At 69.2% G+C, this 17,123-nt stretch carries 10 protein-coding genes; 7 read left to right on the top strand and 3 right to left on the bottom strand.

Annotated elements, in window-relative coordinates; all coding sequences use genetic code 11:
- The first annotated feature begins 147 nt into the window (after positions 1–147).
- Genes BM145_RS05405 through BM145_RS05395 form a run of 3 tightly spaced genes read left to right on the top strand, consistent with a single transcriptional unit; the run spans position 148 to position 4,302 of the window.
- Positions 148–1,290, top strand: a complete 1,143-nt coding sequence (locus BM145_RS05405) for an HlyD family secretion protein (RefSeq protein WP_093332273.1) — start codon at positions 148–150, stop codon at positions 1,288–1,290.
- A gap of 1 nt (position 1,291) precedes the next feature.
- Positions 1,292–2,854, top strand: coding sequence for an MDR family MFS transporter (locus BM145_RS05400; protein WP_093332271.1), 1,563 nt, complete (start codon positions 1,292–1,294; stop codon positions 2,852–2,854).
- Positions 2,854–4,302, top strand: a complete 1,449-nt coding sequence (locus BM145_RS05395) for an efflux transporter outer membrane subunit (RefSeq protein ID WP_093332268.1) — start codon at positions 2,854–2,856, stop codon at positions 4,300–4,302. The genes BM145_RS05400 and BM145_RS05395 overlap by 1 nt, the downstream gene beginning before the upstream one ends.
- 45 nt (positions 4,303–4,347) lie before the next feature.
- On the opposite strand, the gene BM145_RS05390 is transcribed toward BM145_RS05395, so the two are convergent.
- Positions 4,348–5,355: a LacI family DNA-binding transcriptional regulator gene (locus BM145_RS05390; RefSeq protein ID WP_245739093.1), complete on the bottom strand. Its 1,008-nt coding sequence runs from the start codon at positions 5,353–5,355 to the stop codon at positions 4,348–4,350.
- A 373-nt stretch (positions 5,356–5,728) separates the two neighbouring features.
- On the opposite strand from BM145_RS05390, the gene BM145_RS05385 reads away from it, so the two are divergent.
- Together BM145_RS05385 and BM145_RS05380 are read left to right on the top strand one after the other, a co-directional pair.
- Positions 5,729–8,794, top strand: coding sequence for a TonB-dependent receptor (locus BM145_RS05385; protein WP_245739091.1), 3,066 nt, complete (start codon positions 5,729–5,731; stop codon positions 8,792–8,794).
- Positions 8,795–8,836: 42 nt separating this feature from the next.
- Positions 8,837–12,049, top strand: a complete 3,213-nt coding sequence (locus BM145_RS05380; RefSeq protein WP_342741797.1) for a glycoside hydrolase family 2 TIM barrel-domain containing protein — start codon at positions 8,837–8,839, stop codon at positions 12,047–12,049.
- A 63-nt stretch (positions 12,050–12,112) separates the two neighbouring features.
- Here the strand turns inward: BM145_RS05380 and BM145_RS05375 are convergent, their stop codons facing one another.
- Positions 12,113–12,451: a hypothetical protein gene (locus BM145_RS05375; protein ID WP_093332261.1), complete on the bottom strand. Its 339-nt coding sequence runs from the start codon at positions 12,449–12,451 to the stop codon at positions 12,113–12,115.
- 663 nt (positions 12,452–13,114) lie between these two features.
- On the opposite strand from BM145_RS05375, the gene BM145_RS05370 reads away from it, so the two are divergent.
- The gene (locus BM145_RS05370; RefSeq protein WP_093332258.1) at positions 13,115–13,915 is read left to right on the top strand and encodes a SirB1 family protein; all 801 of its coding nucleotides are present in this window, start codon (positions 13,115–13,117) and stop codon (positions 13,913–13,915) included.
- Between the two features lie 15 nt (positions 13,916–13,930).
- On the opposite strand, the gene BM145_RS05365 is transcribed toward BM145_RS05370, so the two are convergent.
- Positions 13,931–14,506: a TetR family transcriptional regulator gene (locus tag BM145_RS05365; protein ID WP_177200089.1), complete on the bottom strand. Its 576-nt coding sequence runs from the start codon at positions 14,504–14,506 to the stop codon at positions 13,931–13,933.
- 148 nt (positions 14,507–14,654) lie between these two features.
- Between BM145_RS05365 and BM145_RS05360 the strand changes: the two genes are divergently transcribed.
- A complete protein-coding gene (locus BM145_RS05360; protein WP_093332253.1) occupies positions 14,655–17,123 on the top strand; it encodes a TonB-dependent receptor plug domain-containing protein in 2,469 nt (822 codons plus the stop codon).

Raw genomic sequence — 17,123 nt, 5'->3', positions numbered from 1 at the left:
CTCTCCCTTTCGGCAGGAGATCGCTGTCTCCGGCCCGTGCCGCACGATCGATCCGCCGGCGGATCAGGTCAAGCCGCTATCGCGGCTTGTTGCGGACGAGTTGTCCGCTTATCTGCGCGCCCGTCTTCATGAGGGATTCGACGTTCGATGAGCGACCAGCAGCCACCGCGCGACGTGCCGCCCGGCGACGATGCCCCACCGGCACGCGCGCTGAGCCAGCGCGCCAAGCTGATCCTGCTGGTGCTCGGCCTCGCCGTGCTGGTCGTGGGCGGGTTGTGGTTCCTGCGGTACGAGACGCGCGGCCGGTATCTGGAGGAGACCAACGACGCGACGGTGCAGGCCGACATGGTCACCGTCGCGCCGCGCGTCGCCGGCTACGTCGCGCAGGTGCTCGTCACGGAGAACCAGGACGTCGCGGCGGGCCAGCCGCTGGTCCGCATCGATCCGCGCGACGCGCGCGCGCAGGCCGCACAGGCGGAGGCGCAGATCGCGGTCGCCGGCGCGCAGGCGGACGCCGCCCGCGCCCAGATCCGCGAACAATATGCCACGATCGAGCAGGCGCGCGCGCAGCTGGCCGCCGCCCGCGCCAAGGCCGCTTTCGACGCCGCCGAGGTCGCGCGCTACCGCCCGCTCGCCGCGTCGGGCGCGGAAACGCGCGAGCGGCTGGCCCAGCTGGAGGCGACCGCGCGGCAATCCGCCGCCGACGTCCGCGCGCAGGCCGCCGCGCTCGACGCGCAGCAGCGCCGCGTCGGCTCGCTGGAGAGCCAGGTGGCGCAGGGCCGCGCGCAGGGGCGGGCGGCGCAGGCGCAGCTCGAATCGGCGAACGTCGACGTCGGCGCGACGGTGCTGCGCGCGGCGATCGGGGGGCGGATCGGCGACAAGACGGTGACCGTCGGCCAGTACGTCCAGGCGGGCACGCGGTTGATGTCGATCGTGCCGCTCGACAGGCTGTACATCACCGCCAACTTCAAGGAGACGCAGCTGGCGTTGATGCGGCCCGGCCAACCCGCGTCGATCCACGTCGATGCGCTGGACGGTGTCGAGCTGAAGGGGCGGGTGGAGAGCCTGGCGCCCGGCACCGGCGCGCAATTCTCGCTGCTGCCGCCGCAGAACGCGACGGGCAACTTCACCAAGATCACCCAGCGCGTGCCCGTGCGTATCTCAATCGAGGCGACCCCGGCCGCGCGCCGGCTGCTGGTGCCCGGCCTGTCGGTCACTGTGACCGTGGACACGATCGGCGCCAAGGGGGCCATCGATCGCCTGCGCGACGAGCAGCAGCGGGCCCGCTGAGATGGCGAGCGCCGCCCTGCCCCTCGCACCCCCGGCACGCCCCGCCCGCGCCGACGCGGCCGCGTGGCTGGCAGTGGCGGCGGGGACGCTGGGCGCGCTGATGGCGACGCTCGACATCTCCATCGTCAACTCGGCGCTGCCCACCATCCAGGGCGAGATCGGCGCCAGCGGCACCGAGGGGACGTGGATCGCCACCGCGTACCTGGTCGCCGAGATCGTCATCATCCCCATGTCCGCCTGGTTGCAGCGGATGCTGGGCCTGCGCACCTTCCTGCTGATCGCGGCCGGGCTGTTCACCGCCTTCTCGGTGGTGTGCGGCCTGTCCACCAACCTGTCGATGATGATCGTCGGTCGCGTCGGCCAGGGCTTCACCGGCGGCGCGATGATCCCGACGGCGCAGACCATCATCGCCCAGCGCCTGCCGCGCGAGCAGCAGCCGATCGGTATCGCCGCGTTCGGCGTCACCGCCATCCTGGGACCGGTGCTCGGCCCGCTGGTCGGCGGCTGGCTGACCGAGAACGTCAGCTGGCACTATGCCTTCTTCATCAACGTGCCGATCAGCGCGGTGCTCATCACCCTGCTGCTGCTCGGCCTGCCGCACGAGCGGGCCAAGCCGCACCTGTTCTGGCAGGCCGACTGGTTCGGCATCGCCGGCCTGGCGTTGGGCCTGGGCGGCCTCACCGTCTTCCTGGAGGACGGCCAGCGCGAGCAATGGTTCTCGTCGGAGCTGATCCGCTGGATGGCGCTGGTCTCCGTCACCGGCTTCGGCCTGCTCTTCTACGGGCAGGCGACCGCGCGGCGGCCGATCATCAAGCTGTCGCTGCTGCTCGACCGGCAGTTCGGCGCGGTGGCGCTGATGGGCGTGGTGCTCGGCGTCGTGCTGTACGGCACCAGCTACGCCATTCCGCAATTCCTGGCGGCGCTTGCCGGCTACAACGCGCTGCAATCGGGCAAGGTGGTGCTGCTGTCGGGCATCCCCAGCCTGTTCATGATGGCGATCGTGCCGATCCTGCTGAAGAGGATCGACATCCGCATCGCGGTGGCGGCGGGGCTGGTCATCATGGGCAGCTCCGCGCTGCTCGACGCGAACCTGACGGTGGCGTCGGGCGGCGCGGACTTCACCGTGTCGCAGCTGCTGCGCGGCGTCGGCCAGATCCTGGGCATGCTGTTCCTCAGCCAGGCGGTGGTCCGCTCCGTCCCGCCGGAGGATGCGGGCGACGCGTCGGGCCTGTTCAACGCGATGCGCAACCTGGGCGGCAGCTTCGCGCTGGCCGGCATCTCCGTCCTCCAGGATCAGCGCAGCTGGTTCCACGCGCGCCGCATCGAGGAGTCGCTCAACGCCAACAGCCCGGCGGTGCAGGACTATGTCGGCGGCCTCGCCCGCGCGACCGGAAACGACACGGCGGGCCTGCGCCTGCTGTCGCAGCAGATCTCGGCCCAGGCACTGACCATGACGTTCAACGACATCTTCTGGATCATGGGCGTCGGCACGCTCGCGGTACTGCCGCTGATCCTGTTCCTGAAGCCCCTGCCGAAACACGCCGAGCCGGCGATGGTGCACTGATGACGCGATCTTTCCCCACCCTTTCCGCCGTGCTGCTGCTCGGCGCCTGCACCGTCGGGCCGGACTATGCCGGTCCACCCGCCGCGCCGTCCGACGCCGCCCGCTTCGTGCGCGCCGAGCCCGGGACGACGACGCCCGCCCCCGCGCTCGCGCGCTGGTGGGAGGGGCTGGGCGACCCGCTGCTCACCCGGCTGGTCGACGACGCGCTCGCCCACAGCCCGACGATCGACCAGGCCGCCGCCCGCGTCCGCGAGGCGGAGGCGCAGCTGCGCCAGCAGCAGCGCGGCCGGCTGCCCAGCGTCAGCGCCAACGGCACCTACATCCACGCGCAGCTGCCCGGCACGGGGATCGGCGGCGGCGGCGGGATAGGGAGCGGAGGCGGCGAACAGGCGGAGGCGGGGAGCGGCGGCACCGGGCTCGACTTCTACAATCTCGGCCTCAACGCGTCGTGGGAGGTCGACCTGTTCGGCGGCGGTCGCCGCGGCAACGAGCAGGCGACCGCCACCGCCGGCGCGCGCGTCGCCGACCTGGCCGACGCGCAGGTGTCGCTGTCGGCGCAGGTCGCCCAATCCTATGTCGGCCTGCGCGAGGTGCAGCAGCGCATCCGCCTCAACGCCGAGGCCACCGCACTCCAGCAGCGGCAGCTCGACCTGTCGCGCCAGCGCGAGGCGCGCGGTACCGCCTCGCGCCTCGACCTCGAACGGCTGCGGGTGCAGCTGGAGAATACGCGGGCGGACGCCATCCCGCTTGCCGCGCAGAGCGACGAGTATCTGAACCAGCTCGCCATCCTCACCGGCCGCACCCCCGGCGCGCTCGACGCGACGCTGGCGCCCGCCGCCGCCATCCCGCTGCCGCCCGCGCGCGTCGCGATCGGCGATCCCGCCGCGCTGATCGCCCACCGGCCCGACATCCGCGCGGCCGAGCGCGAACTCGCCGCCGCCACCGCCGGCATCGGTGTCAGCAAGGCGAGGGAATTGCCCGGCATCCGCTTCCTCGGATTGCTCGGGCTGGGCGGCACCGCGCCCGGCGACGTGTTCGACCTGGGCCAGCTGACGACGCTGGCGGCGCCGTCGCTCAGCTGGTCGTTCCTCGATTTCGGCCGCAACCGCGCGGCGACCCGCGTGTCGGAAGCGCGGCGCGACGGGGCGGAGGCGACCTATCGCCGCACCGTGCTGGAGGCGCTGGCCGACGCGGAGACCGCGCTGTCGCGCTTCGCCCGCACGCGCGCGCAGCTCGGCCAACTCGCCCGAGCCGAGGCGACCGCCACCCGCGCCACCACCCTCAACCGCCAGCGCGTCGCCGCGGGCACCGCGACGCTGATCGACCAGCTCGACGTCGAGCGGCAGCAGCTTCAGGCGCGGACGGCGGTGGTCCAGGCCCGGTCGCAGCTCAGCCAGCGCTTCATTGCCGTCAACAAGGCCCTGGGGCTCGGCTGGCGCGATCGCTGATCCCGCGCGACGGCCCCGCTCGGCGGTCCATCGCGGGGCGGACTCTTAGCGGCAGCGGGCGGTGGAGGATCGCTCCACCAGCCCCAGCGGCACGTGATGGGGCGAAAAATCCGGACGTTCGCGATCGTCGATCATCGCGATGAGGCGCCGGGTCGCTTCGTGCGCCATGTCCAGCAAGGGCCGGCGGATCGTCGTCAAGGCGGGGGAGATCATCGACGCCAGCTCGCTGTCGTCGAAGCCGACGACGGAGAGATCGTCGGGCACGCGCAATCCCCGGTCATGCGCCGCCTTGATGACCGCGGCCGCGGTGATGTCGTTGCAGCCGAAGATCGCGGTCGGCGGCACCTCCAGCCCGAGCAGGTGCGAGGCGTGCGCGTGGCCGGTGGCGAAGCCGTAGTCGCCCTCCATGACGTAATGGTCCGGCAGCGTCACGCCGTGCCGATCGAGCGCGCTGCGAAAGCCCCGTTCACGCTCGGTGGCGGAATGGAAGCAGCGTGGTCCCGTGATGATGGCGACGCGGCGATGGCCCAGCGCGATCAGATGTTCGCCGAGCAGCGCCGCCGCCGACCGTTCCTCGCTGATCAGGGCGCCGCTGTAACCCGGCACGCCGACCGCGGCGATGCCGATGGCCGGCACCTTCAGCCTGGCCAGCGCCCTGGGCAGCGCCGCCACCTCCGATACCGGCGGCAGCACGATCAGCCCGTCGATACGGGAACGCAGCGCGAAGTCGCGGATGTTGTCGACGAGATCGGGCGCCGCGAAGCGGGCCGGGTGGACCACCAGTTCGTAGCCCGACGCGGCACATATATCGACGATGCCCCGCTGCAAGACCCCGATCACCTGCGCGTTGGGGTCGTCCTGAACCACGCCGATCAGCGACGAACGCCCCGACGCCAGGGCCCGCGCGCGACTGCTGGGGCTGAAGCCGAGATCCCTGATCGTGGCTTCGATCCGCTCGCGCGAATCAGCCGCTACTTTGTCCGACTTATTGAGAACGCGTGAAACGGTTCGAATGGACACACCGGCAGCCGACGCCACGTCGCTGATCGTCACAGGTCGGTAGCCGTCCAAATATCCCACTCCCAAAACCGCAGCAGGCTATAACCCAAGTGCAGTTAGGGGCCATATATTCACGATGTCGATCGACCAATTCGACCGAGGATCGACAGATCATGGGCACGCCCGTGCGCGGACCGTCTATGTGCCCGGTACGAACGCTCCTTGATAGAGTTGTCCGGCTCCTCGCCGGTAGAACTGAAGCACATTGTGCCAGCGGTGGCACAAATTCGTTGACGGGGCGGTCTTTAATCGGACAAGTGCGTGACAAGCGGCGCGGGCACCTCGTCCGACGGCGCCGACGGCAAAGCACCAGGGAGAACCGAGTGGGCGAAGAACCACGGGTTCACCGAGCCGAACGGAGGGGAACATGAAGGCGAATCGATCGAAGTTGCACCTGATGGTCACCGTGGCCGCGACGGCGTTCGCGCTGCCGCACGCCGTCGCGCCTGCGCTGGCGCAGGATGCAGGCAGCGTACCAGCACCGAACAGCACCGTGCCGGCCTCGAAGGCTAGACCGGCCCAGAAAGAGGCTAGCGGCGATCGCAATGCCGCGTCCGCGGCTCGGCCGTCCGACACGGACGCCAGCACGACCGGCAGCGTGTCCTCCGAGGGGGACCAAGTCGGCATCTCGGCGTCGGCCGGCACGCCCGTTCCCGCCAAATCGCCGGTGACGGCCGTGCCGGGGCCGGGCGATCTCGACCCGACCGACGTGGTGGTCACCGGTTATCGTGCCAGCCTGAGCAGCGCGCAGCAGATCAAGCGCGACGCGGATGCCATCGTCGACGTGGTCGTGGCGCAGGACATCGGCAAGCTGCCCGACAACACCGCCGCAGAATCGGTCGCCCGCGTCGCCGGCATCCAGGTGGACCGGTTCGGCGACGAGGTACGCCAGGTGCTGGTCCGCGGCCTGCCCGACCTCGCCACCACCTTCAACGGCCGCGATATCTTCACCGGCGAGCTGCGCCGCTCGCAGCTTCAAGACTTTCCGGCGGGCGCGCTGGCGGGGCTGGAGGTCTACAAGTCGGGCACCGCGGACCTGCTGGAGCCGGGGCTCGCCGGCCTCATCAACGTGCGCTCGCGCCGGGCGTTCGACTTCAACCAGCCGTTCACGATCGCCGGCGGGTTCCGCGGCACCTACAACGACCAGAGCAACAAGTACGACCCTAACGGCAACCTGCTGCTGGCCGTGCGCAAGGACACGCCAGTCGGCGAGATCGGCATCCTGGTCAACGGATCGTACAACCAGTCGCGCTACCGCAACGCCATCCGCGTCGGCAGCGGCACGATCACCACGCTCAGCGTCAATCAGAGGCCCACGCCGGTCGAGGTCGGCCGCTCGTTCCGCTATCCCGATCGCGTCTCCGTCGCCAACCCCAGCGGCAAGCGCGTGCGCCCGTCGGGCAACATGAGCGTCCAGTGGAAGCCGGCGTCGAACCTGGAGGTCTATTACGACTTCCTGTTCCAGGGTTTCCGCCAGGACGGCTACAACGATCAGTTCGACGTGTTCCTGCGCAGCGGCAGCCCGCCGCCGGCGCTGAGCGACGTGGTGCTGGTCGAGGGCACCGACAATCTGGTGGAAAGCTTCACCAAGACCGGTGGCGACCGGGCGCAGACGTTCCGCAGCACCAGCAAGAGCTACACAAACACGTTCCAGAACGCCCTCGGCTTCAAGTGGCAGGCGGGACGTGCGCGGATCAGCGCCGACCTGGCCTATACGCGCAGCGAGTACGGCATCGACGAGTGGAGCTTCGACACCGCGACCACTGTCGTGCCGGTGGCGACCGTGCAGTTCTTCGCCGACGGCGGCAACGCCTTCGCCCTGCCGGGCTTCGACGCGCTCGACCCCAACAACTACAAGTGGCGCGGCTATTTCGAGCGGACCAACCGTACCAACGGCAAGGGGTGGCAGGGCCGCACCGACCTGGAGCTGGAGACCGACGTATCGATCCTGCCCAAGCTGCAGTTCGGCGTCCGCTGGTCGGACCGGGACGGGTCGCTGCGCAACGGCACGCGCTACGCGTTCACCGAACGGTTGAACATCCCGCTCACCGGCCTGGGTCTGGGCGACCTGGTGACCACGCAGGACGCGTTCCGCACCGACGTGCAGGGCTTGCGCAGCTGGTTGGCGCCGGCGCGCGGTGCGATCATCGCCAATCAGGAGGCGTTGCGCCTACGCTCGATCGCGGCGTTGCAGCAGCTGATCGCGACGACGCCGGCGACGGCCGCGAACGACGCCGCCATCCGTGACTGGCGGACCAACCTGCCGCTGCTCGCCACCGAGAACGTCCAGCTCGACCCCACCCAGGGCTTCCGCGGAGAAGAGACGACCTACGCGGTCTATGGCCAGGGGCGTTACGACCTGTCGTCGCTCGGCCTGGATATCGACGGCCTGTTCGGCGTGCGCGTCGTCAACACCGTCGGCCGGTACAGCGGTGTCGGGCGCGTCACCTCGGGCGGGGTGACGACCGCGGTGGAACGGTCGACCGACGCCAACTACCTCGACATCCTGCCGAACGTCAGCATGCGGATCAGGCCGACGGACAAGCTCCAGCTACGGCTAGCCGCGACCAAGACGCGCACCCGGCCCGATTTCAGTCAGCTCAATCCGGCGGTCACCATCACGGAGGCTGCGCCGCCGCCGCCGCCGACGCCGGGCGTGCCCGTCGAGGAGCCGTGCGATCCGCGCTTCCCGGTCAATCTGTGCGGCCGGGTCAACGCCACCGGCTCGGGCGGCAACCCCAATTTGCGGCCCCTGGTGGCGCACAACTACGACGCGACGATCGAATATTATTTCTCGCGCACGGCGTCGATCACGGGCGCGGTCTTCTACCGCGATCTGGACGGCTTCATCTCGAACTACCTCCAGCGCTTCATCGATCCGGTCTACGGCCTAATCCAGACGACATCGCCGCAGAATGCGGGCGCCGGCCGGATCAAGGGCTGGGAACTCGGCGGGCAGACGTTCTTCGACTTCCTGCCCGGCGCGCTGAAGGGCATCGGCGTCCAGGCGAACGTGACCTATGTCGACGGCAAGACCGCCTATCCGCTGGCGACGAACGCCGATGGCAGCGTGCCGCCGACGCCGCCGCTGGTACGGATCCCGTTCGTGTCGAAATGGACGTACAACGCGGCCCTGTTCTACGAACGCAACGGCATCTCGTCGCGATTGTCGTACAATCGGCGCAGTCCGTTCGTGACCGGCAACCTCTACACCAATGGTATCTACACCGGTGAGGGCGTGCTCGCGATCGAGCGGCTCGATTTCTCGATCAGCTACAACCCGATCAAGCAGCTGACGCTGACGATCGACGCGACCAACCTGCTGGCGAAGCCGTTCCGCAGCTACATCGACTATCTGCCGGAGCGGCGGTACACCCGCGACGTCCGCGACGAGGGCCGGTATTTCGGCATCGGCTCGCGCTTCCGCTTCTGAGCGGGAAACGGGCGGGCACGCCGTGCCCGCCACAGCGCCACCATGGGAGATCGGGGCGACATGACGGCGAGCCTGCGGGGAATGACGGTGGCGGCGGTCCTGCTCTGCGTGGGGGGGACCGCGGCGGCGCAGGTGAACGATCCGCGCGTCGCGCCGGTGCAGGTCGATCCTGCCCGTCCCGACTGGGAGAACCCGGCGGTGTTCGCGCGCGGCAAGCTGCCCGCGCGTGCCACCGGCTTCCCCTATGAGAGCCGGGAACGCGCGCTGGCGGGTGTGCCCGCGCGATCCTCCCGGTTCCTGTCGCTTAACGGGGCTTGGAAGTTCGCCTTCTCGCCCAGTGCCGACGCGCTGCCGACCGGGTTCGAGCGGCCCGGCTTCGACGTGTCGCGGTGGAAAACGATTCCAGTGCCCGCGATGTGGCAGGCGCACGGGTACGATCAGCCGGTCTACAACAACTGGCGCTATCCCTTCCCGGCCAATCGGCCGCTGATCCCGCACGCGACCAACCCGGTCGGCTCCTACCGCCGGGACTTCACCCTGCCCGGCGGCTGGCAACGCGAGCGGACGGTGCTGCACATCGGCGCGGCGGGATCGGCCTATCGCGTTTGGGTGAACGGCGCGGAGGTCGGCTATTCGGAGGACAGCAAGCTGCCGTCCGAGTTCGACGTCGGCGATCATCTCCGCCCCGGTCGCAACACGGTGGCGATCCAGATCTTCCGCTGGTCCGACGGATCGTACCTGGAGGATCAGGATTTCTGGCGCGTGTCGGGAATCGAGCGCGACGTGTTCCTGATCGCGGCACCGCCGACGCGCGTGCGCGACGCGTTCATCCATGCCGGGCTGGACGAGACGTTTCGCGACGGCGTGCTCGCGGTCGACCTGGCGGTGACGCCCGGTGCGGCGGGCCGCGCGCGGATCGTGCTGATGGATGGCGATCGCACCGTGCTGACCCGCGACGCGGCCCTGCCCACCGGCCAGGCCGAGCGCGCCGTGACGCTGCGGGCCGAGGTGCCGGCGGTGCGCCCCTGGAGTGCGGAGACGCCCCATCTCTACACGCTGCTGGTCGAGTGGGAGGACGCCGCGGGGCGCCTGATCCAGTCGACGCCCTGGCGGATCGGCTTCCGCGACGTGGCGATCAGGAACGGCGTGGTCACCGTCAACGGGCGGCCGATCAACATCCGCGGCGTCAACCGGCACGAGCACGATCCGGAGACCTTCCACGTCATCAGCCGCGCCTCGATGGAGCGGGACCTGCGGTTGATGAAGGCGAACAACGTCAACGCCATCCGCACCGCCCATTATCCCAACGATCCCTATCTCTACGAACTCGCCGACCGCTGGGGCCTCTACGTCATGGATGAGGCAAACGTGGAGAGCCACGGCTATATGGAGATCGGCAACCGCCTGCCCGACCAGCGGGCGCGGTATCAGATCGGCTTCGACCCCGCGTGGAAGGACGCGCACGTCAGCCGCATCGTCAACATGGTCGAGCGGGACAAGAACCATCCTTCGGTGATCTTCTGGTCGCTCGGCAACGAGGCCGGGATCGGCCCGACCTTCGAGGAGGCGGCGCGGATCGTCCGCGCGCGCGATCCAGGCCGCCTCGTCAGCTATCTCGGCTGGGGGCCGCTGCCGCTCCACGACCACCGCGTGAACTGGTACGCCGACATCTACGCGCCGATGTACGATCCGGCCGCCAAGATGGCCGACTACGCCCGTAACTGGACGTACCGGCAGCCGATGATCCAGAGCGAGTACGCCCATATGATGGGCAATTCCGGCGGCAACCTGAAGGAATATTGGGACACGATCTACGCCCATCCCGAGAAGTTGCAGGGCGGCTTCATCTGGGACTGGGTCGATCAGTCCATGTACGGCTATACCAAGGACGGCCGCCGTTACTGGGCGGATGGTGGCGCCTACGGCAAGAACTACTCCGGCGACATCGAGTTCGGCGATGGCCTGATCCAATCGGACCGGACGCCCAATCCAGTGCTGCACGAATTGAAGAAGGTGTCGGAGCCGGTCCAGTTCACCGACTTCGACGCGGCGACGGGATCGGTCCGGGTCCACAACCGCCAGGATTTTTCCGACCTCCGGCGATACACGTTCGACTGGGAGATGACGGCGGACGGTCGCATGGTGGCGCGAGGGGCGCTCGCCGCGCCCGACGTTCCGGCACGCGGCATCGGATCACTGACCCTGCCGATCGCCGGCGGCACCTATGGCCCGACGGCCGAGATGCTCGTCACCGTGCGCGCGCGAACGACCGAGGGCCTGATCCCGACGGTCGCTGCCGGGACGGTGATGGCGTGGGAGCAGTTCGTCGTGCGGCCGGGCGTCGCCGCGCCGGCGCCGCGCCCGCGGGGTACGGTGTCGGTCGACGAGGCGGCGGGGGCCGTACGCTTCGCGGCCGGTGACGCGACCCTGACGATCGACCGCGCGACGGGGCTGGTGCGATCGTACACGCGTGGCGGCAAGCCGCTGCTGTCCGGGGGCGCGCCCAATTTCTGGCGCGCGGAGACCGACAACAGCATCGGGACGGGAACGGCCAAGCAACTCGCGATATGGAAGGAGCTGAGCGCCACGCGCACCCTGGCCGACCTGACGCTGCGGCAAGGGGCGGATGGCGCGCGGGAAGCGGTGGCGACCTTCACGCTCGGCACGGCGGCGGTGCCCGGGGCAGCCACCTTCCGATCGACCTACCGGATGGCGGGGGACGGCTCGGTCACGATCGACGCACAATTCACGCCACTGCGCCAGGACCTGCCGCCGCCGTTCCGCGTCGGCTTGGCCTTCGAACTGCCCAAGGCGCTGGACACCGTCGAATGGTATGGCCGCGGCCCCCACGAGAGCTACGTCGATCGCAAACACTCGGCCGCGATCGGCCTGTGGCGCGGCAGCCTCGCCGAACAGCCGCACGATTATATCCGGCCGCAGGATACCGGCAACAAGGTCGACGTGCGCTGGATGCGGCTGCTGGGCAGCGGGCGCGGGCTGAAGATCGCCGGCACGCAGCCGCTGATGATGAACGCCTTGCCGTTCGATTACACCGACCTGTACCGCCGCCCGCCGGGAACGTGGAAATGGACGGATATCGAATCCAGTCGACGCGGCAGGCTGCTCGTCGATGTGGCGCAATGGGGGATCGGCGGCGACAACCAGTGGAGCGAACTGGGCCGTCCGCTCCCGCAATATCGTTTGAAGCTGGAACCGGCTGCTTTCACGATCCGGCTCACACAGGACGACGGCTGAAGGAGATGGTCGGCCGCCGCGCGGGGTCGATGGCGTCGCGACAACGCCGCTCGCCCCAGGCGGCTATCGGTTGATGAAGACCGCCGGCTCTCCGAAGTCCGGCACCCAGCTGCCGCCATGTTCCGCATGGCGGAGCGCGGCCTTCTTCGCAACGGCGACATCGCCGCCGCTTGAACGGAGTAATCGGCTCCACGCCTCGATCTCGATCAGGACGACGAGCGAACCCTTTTCCCAATTGGCAGGAATACAGACGTGCGGCGATTGGAACCATGATCCGCGCTTCGAGACGGTCAGCATCGGCAGTCCGGCTGCGGACACCGACGTCGCCGCACCCCCAATCGGATTGTCGGCGATGGCCGTACCGGGTGTTCGCTGTGTCTGCGCCAAGTCGCTCTCCTGCATTCTTCACGCCGTAGACACGATGTCGGACGTAGTTTGACGCAGGATCGTCTTGCGATCTCAGATTAAATTGGATCAGTATCCGGGCGATCGTTCCAGAACGAGACGAGTTCGGCGATACGCCATTAACGGTCGGTCCGTCTCCATTGTGGTGCATCTCAGCGTAAGGGTCATCCAGATCAAGGAAATCATCCCAAAATGGGTTGATGAAATGGGTCGTCCATCTCCCTCGAACGAGATTGGCTATCCTTCGGGGCGTGTCGCGGCCACGCGGCACGTCCCTCTTTTTCCGGCTCTTGATCGCACGACGCGATCACAGAATCGTCCAATGATCGTTGGCTGACGGTCCGACGCCGTGGCACTGGCTCGTCCACACCGCGCCGGCGACCTGCTACGTCGGATGCTCGTTCCACCTCCCTGGCGAGTGCGGTGAGGCGAGCGGCCAACTCTCCCGCACAGTGGCCGCTCGCCTGACATTCGGCGCATTCGTTAGATTCGCTCAAGGCCACCGCAAGCACTCCATCCAATGGCGAGATCCAATGGCGAGCGCGAAAAGGTAGGAGGCCGTCGTAGCCTTGCCGGTGCTACTTGTCGGGTAAGCTCGACCGACACGCTCCGGATCGCCACCCGTTTCCATGATCGCGTCCTCTCCCCATCTGAGTCGGCATGAACGAAGACCTTCACCGCCTCGGCCTGATCGACGAGGAAGATATCGCCCTGGACGAGGCCGCCTTGTCGTTGGCGTCGCTCGACCATCCCGACACTGATCTCGCGGCCTATCGCGACCTGCTCGACGCCATCGAGACGCGGTTGGATAGGGTCGGTAGGGACACCGAGACGCCGGCCGGGCGTGCCAACGCCCTGGCCGAGGTGCTCGCCGGCGAGTTCGGCTTCACCGGCGATGCCGAGACCTACGACGATCCTGCCAATGCCGATCTCCTTCGCGTTCTCGATCGTCGGCGCGGATTGCCGGTGAGCCTGTCCATCCTTTGGGTGGCGATGGCGCGGCGGCTCGGCTGGAGCGCCGATGTCCTCGACGTTCCCGGTCACGTCCTCGTCGTGATCGGCGCAGAGGCCGTGCCGGTGATCGTCGACCCGTTTGCGGGCGGCGTACGGGTCGGCGCCGAGCGGCTGGCCGCGTTGGTCGAGGCGGTCGCGGCTCCCGGGCGCGCGGTGACGCACGTCGCGGCGATGCCGAACCGCGCCGTGCTCGTCCGCCTTCTCCGGAACCAAGCGTCGCGCGCCGAGCAGGCGGGGCGCGGACGCCGTGCGCTCGAACTCTACACTCGCATGACGACGATGGCGCCCGCCTACCCGCAGGCGTGGTGGGAGCGTGCCCGGCTCGAACTCGTCGACCATGCGATCGCTGCGGCGCGGGGCAGTCTGGGCGCGATGCTGGAGATCACGAGAGATCCGGCACTGCGTCGCCGCGTAACGGAGACACTAGGCGCGCTGCCGGAGGCTTGACTGGGGCAGCGCTCGCTATCGCGGCCGCAATCCGTCCAACAACATCCGCAGCGCCGCCTCTACCCGCGCGGCGACCTGCGCCTCGTCCATGAAGGGCAGCAGCAGCCCGCCGGCCATGCGCATCGCCAGCACCAGCTGATCGGGCGTGACCGCCGCGTCGAGTTCGCCGCGCGCCTTGGCCCCCGCGACCAGCGGCGCCACCACCCGTTCCAGCCGCTCGCCGAGCAACTGGAACGCGGAAAAATTGGGATCGTCGAGGTGCAGTTCCACCGCGATGCGGGTGAACAGCGCCGACGCGGCGGCCCCGTCGCGCACCATGGTCGCGATCGTCTCGGCGATCGGCGCGGCGGGGTCGAGCACCGCCTCCAGCCGGTCGATCTCGCGCGAGAAGATGGCGAGCGCCAGCGCGCCGCGATCACGGAAATTGCGGTAGAGCGTCCCCCGCCCCACCCCTGCCCGATCGGCGATCGTCTCCAGCGCCACGCCGTAGCCGTCGCACGCGAACGACGCCGCCGCGGCGACGATCAGCGCCTCGCGCCGCGCCTGCGCGTCGCGCCGGGGGGCACGGGTAGGCTTCGCCGGATCGGTCATCGCCCTCCTGCTACAGCGTCGCGCCCGTCTCGTCATCGGGCGTGCTCGCGCCGATCGAAGCCCCAAGATTTTCTTGTCCGTGTGCAGCGTTGCCAGCCCCTATCTGCCTTTTCCGGATCGGCGATCGTCGCCGGAAAAAGGGTTCGTCATGCATTCGCTCCGCTTCGCCGCGCTGATCGGCGCTTCTTCGCTCGCTCTCCTCTCCGCCTCCGCTCATGCCCAGACGGCGCCCGGTCCCGTGCAGGAGAGCGAGGCGGCGCCCACCGCCGACGCCGCCACCGTCGCCGACGAGGGTGACGACATCATCGTCACCGGCACCCGCGCCGCCGGCCGTACCCGCCTCGACAGCGCCTCGCCCGTCGACGTGCTGAGCGGTGCCAGCCTCCAGCGCCAGGGCACGACGGAGCTGGCGCAGGCGCTGTCCAGCGTCGCGCCGTCGATCAACTTCCCGCGCCCGTCGGCCAACGACGGCACCGATTCGATCCGTCCGGCGACGCTGCGCGGCCTATCGCCCGATCAGACGCTGGTCCTCATCAACGGCATCCGGGGCCACACCTCCGCCTATCTCAACACCAACGGCGTGGTCGGGCGCGGATCGGCGGCGGTCGACCTCAACACGGTCCCGACGGCCGCACTCGACCGGATCGAGGTGCTGCGCGACGGCGCGTCGGCCCAGTACGGGTCGGACGCGATCGCCGGCGTCGTCAACCTGCGCCTGCGCGAGGCCCGGTCGGGCGGCGGCGCGCAAGTCAATTACGGCTTCTACGACACGCAGGTCGACACCGCCCGCGGCCGCCGCCACGTCACCGGCGAGAACGCGGTCACCGTCTCCGCCTGGCAGGGCTTCGGCTTCGGCACCGACGGCTACGTCACCGTCACCGGCGAATATCTGAAGCGCCAGCCGACCAATCGCGCCGACTTCGACCCGCGCGTCACCCCCACCCGCGTTACCGGCCGCTACGGCGATCCGGAGGTCGAGCAGGGCACCGGCTTCATCAACGCGGGCACCTCGCTGACCGATGTCTGGAGCCTCTACGGCTTCGCCGGTTACCAGGAACGCGATTCGAGAAGCGCCGCCTTCCCGCGTATCCCCACCGCCGCGGCGCAGCCGGCGCTGAACCGTGCGGGGCTGCCCGGCGGCTTCCTGCCGATTATCAACGCCAAGACCAGCGACATCAACTCGGCCGTCGGCCTGCGCGGCCGGGTGGCAGGCTTCGACGTCGACCTGTCGGGCAGCTACGGTCGCAACCGGATCGGGTTCCGCACGCTCGGATCGGCCAACTACGCCTTCGGCACCGCCACCCCGCGCGACTTCGACGACGGCGCGGTGATCTACGACCAATATGTCGTCGGCCTGGACGCGACTCGAAAGTTCGATGTGTTCCAGTCGTTGAACGTCGCCTTCGGCGTCGAGGGACGGCGTGAGGGCTACAAGATCGAGGCAGGCGAGCTCGCCTCCTACGGCGCGCCGCCGGCGGGCACCGTAACCGGCATCCCCGCGGGCACCGCCGCGTCGCTGGTCTCGCCGGGCGCGCAGGGGTTCGGCGGCTTCTCGCCCGGCAACGAGGTGGAGCGCAGCCGCCGCAACGGCAGCATCTATCTCGACCTGGAGGCACAGGTCACCGACAAGCTCCTCGTCGGCCTGGCCGGACGAGCCGAGGATTATTCCGACTTCGGCAGCACGGTGAACGGCAAGCTGTCGGCGCGCTACGACCTCGCCCGCTGGCTCGCGCTGCGCGCCACCGCCTCCACCGGTTTCCGCGCGCCGTCGCTGCAGCAACAGTTCTTCACCCAGACCGCGCAAGTGGTGCAGAACGGCGTGCCGATCGAGACGGGTACTTTCCCCTCGACCAACCCGGTCGGTCGCGCGCTCGGCGGGCTGGCACTCGACGCGGAGAAGTCGACCAACCTGTCGGCGGGCGTCGTCGTCCGCGCGGGCGGCTTCGACCTGACCGTCGATGCCTATCGCATCCGCATCCGCGACCAGATCGGCCTGTCGGAGAACATCCAGGCGAGCTTCAGCCCGCAGGTCGCCGCGCTGCTGGCGCCGTTCAACGTCTCGGCGGCACGCTTCTTCGTCAACGGGCTGGCCTCCACCACCAAGGGGATCGACGCGGTCGTGCACTATCGCCTGCGCACCGCGGCGGCAGGCTCGTTCGACCTCACCCTGGCGGGCAACGTCAACGACGTGGACGTGACGCGCGTGCCGGCCAACACCGCAGTCGCGCTCAACCCGACGCCAACGTTGTTCGCGCGCAGCCGCATCCTGACGCTGGAGGACGGCACGCCGCAGACCAAACTGACCGGCACGATCGACTGGTCGCTCGATCGGCTCGGCGCGCTCGCGCGCGTCACCTATTACGGCAACGTCAACCAGCCCGGCACCGTCGCGACCGCCGATGTGTTCACCGGCCGTCACGCGATCACCGACCTGGAACTGCGCTACGGCGAGGCGAAGGGAGCGCAGATCGGCCTGGGCGTCAGCAACCTGTTCGACATCTATCCAGACCGGATCATCCCCGCCAACAACTCCACCGGCGTGCTCGGCTTTCCCTATTACTCGCCATTCGGCTTCAACGGCCGCTACCTCTACGTGCGCGCCGGGTTAAACTGGTAG

It is taken from the genome of Sphingomonas rubra, from assembly GCF_900115745.1.
Classification (GTDB): domain Bacteria; phylum Pseudomonadota; class Alphaproteobacteria; order Sphingomonadales; family Sphingomonadaceae; genus Sphingomonas; species Sphingomonas rubra.
This window is presented reverse-complemented; position numbering and strand designations above follow the sequence as displayed.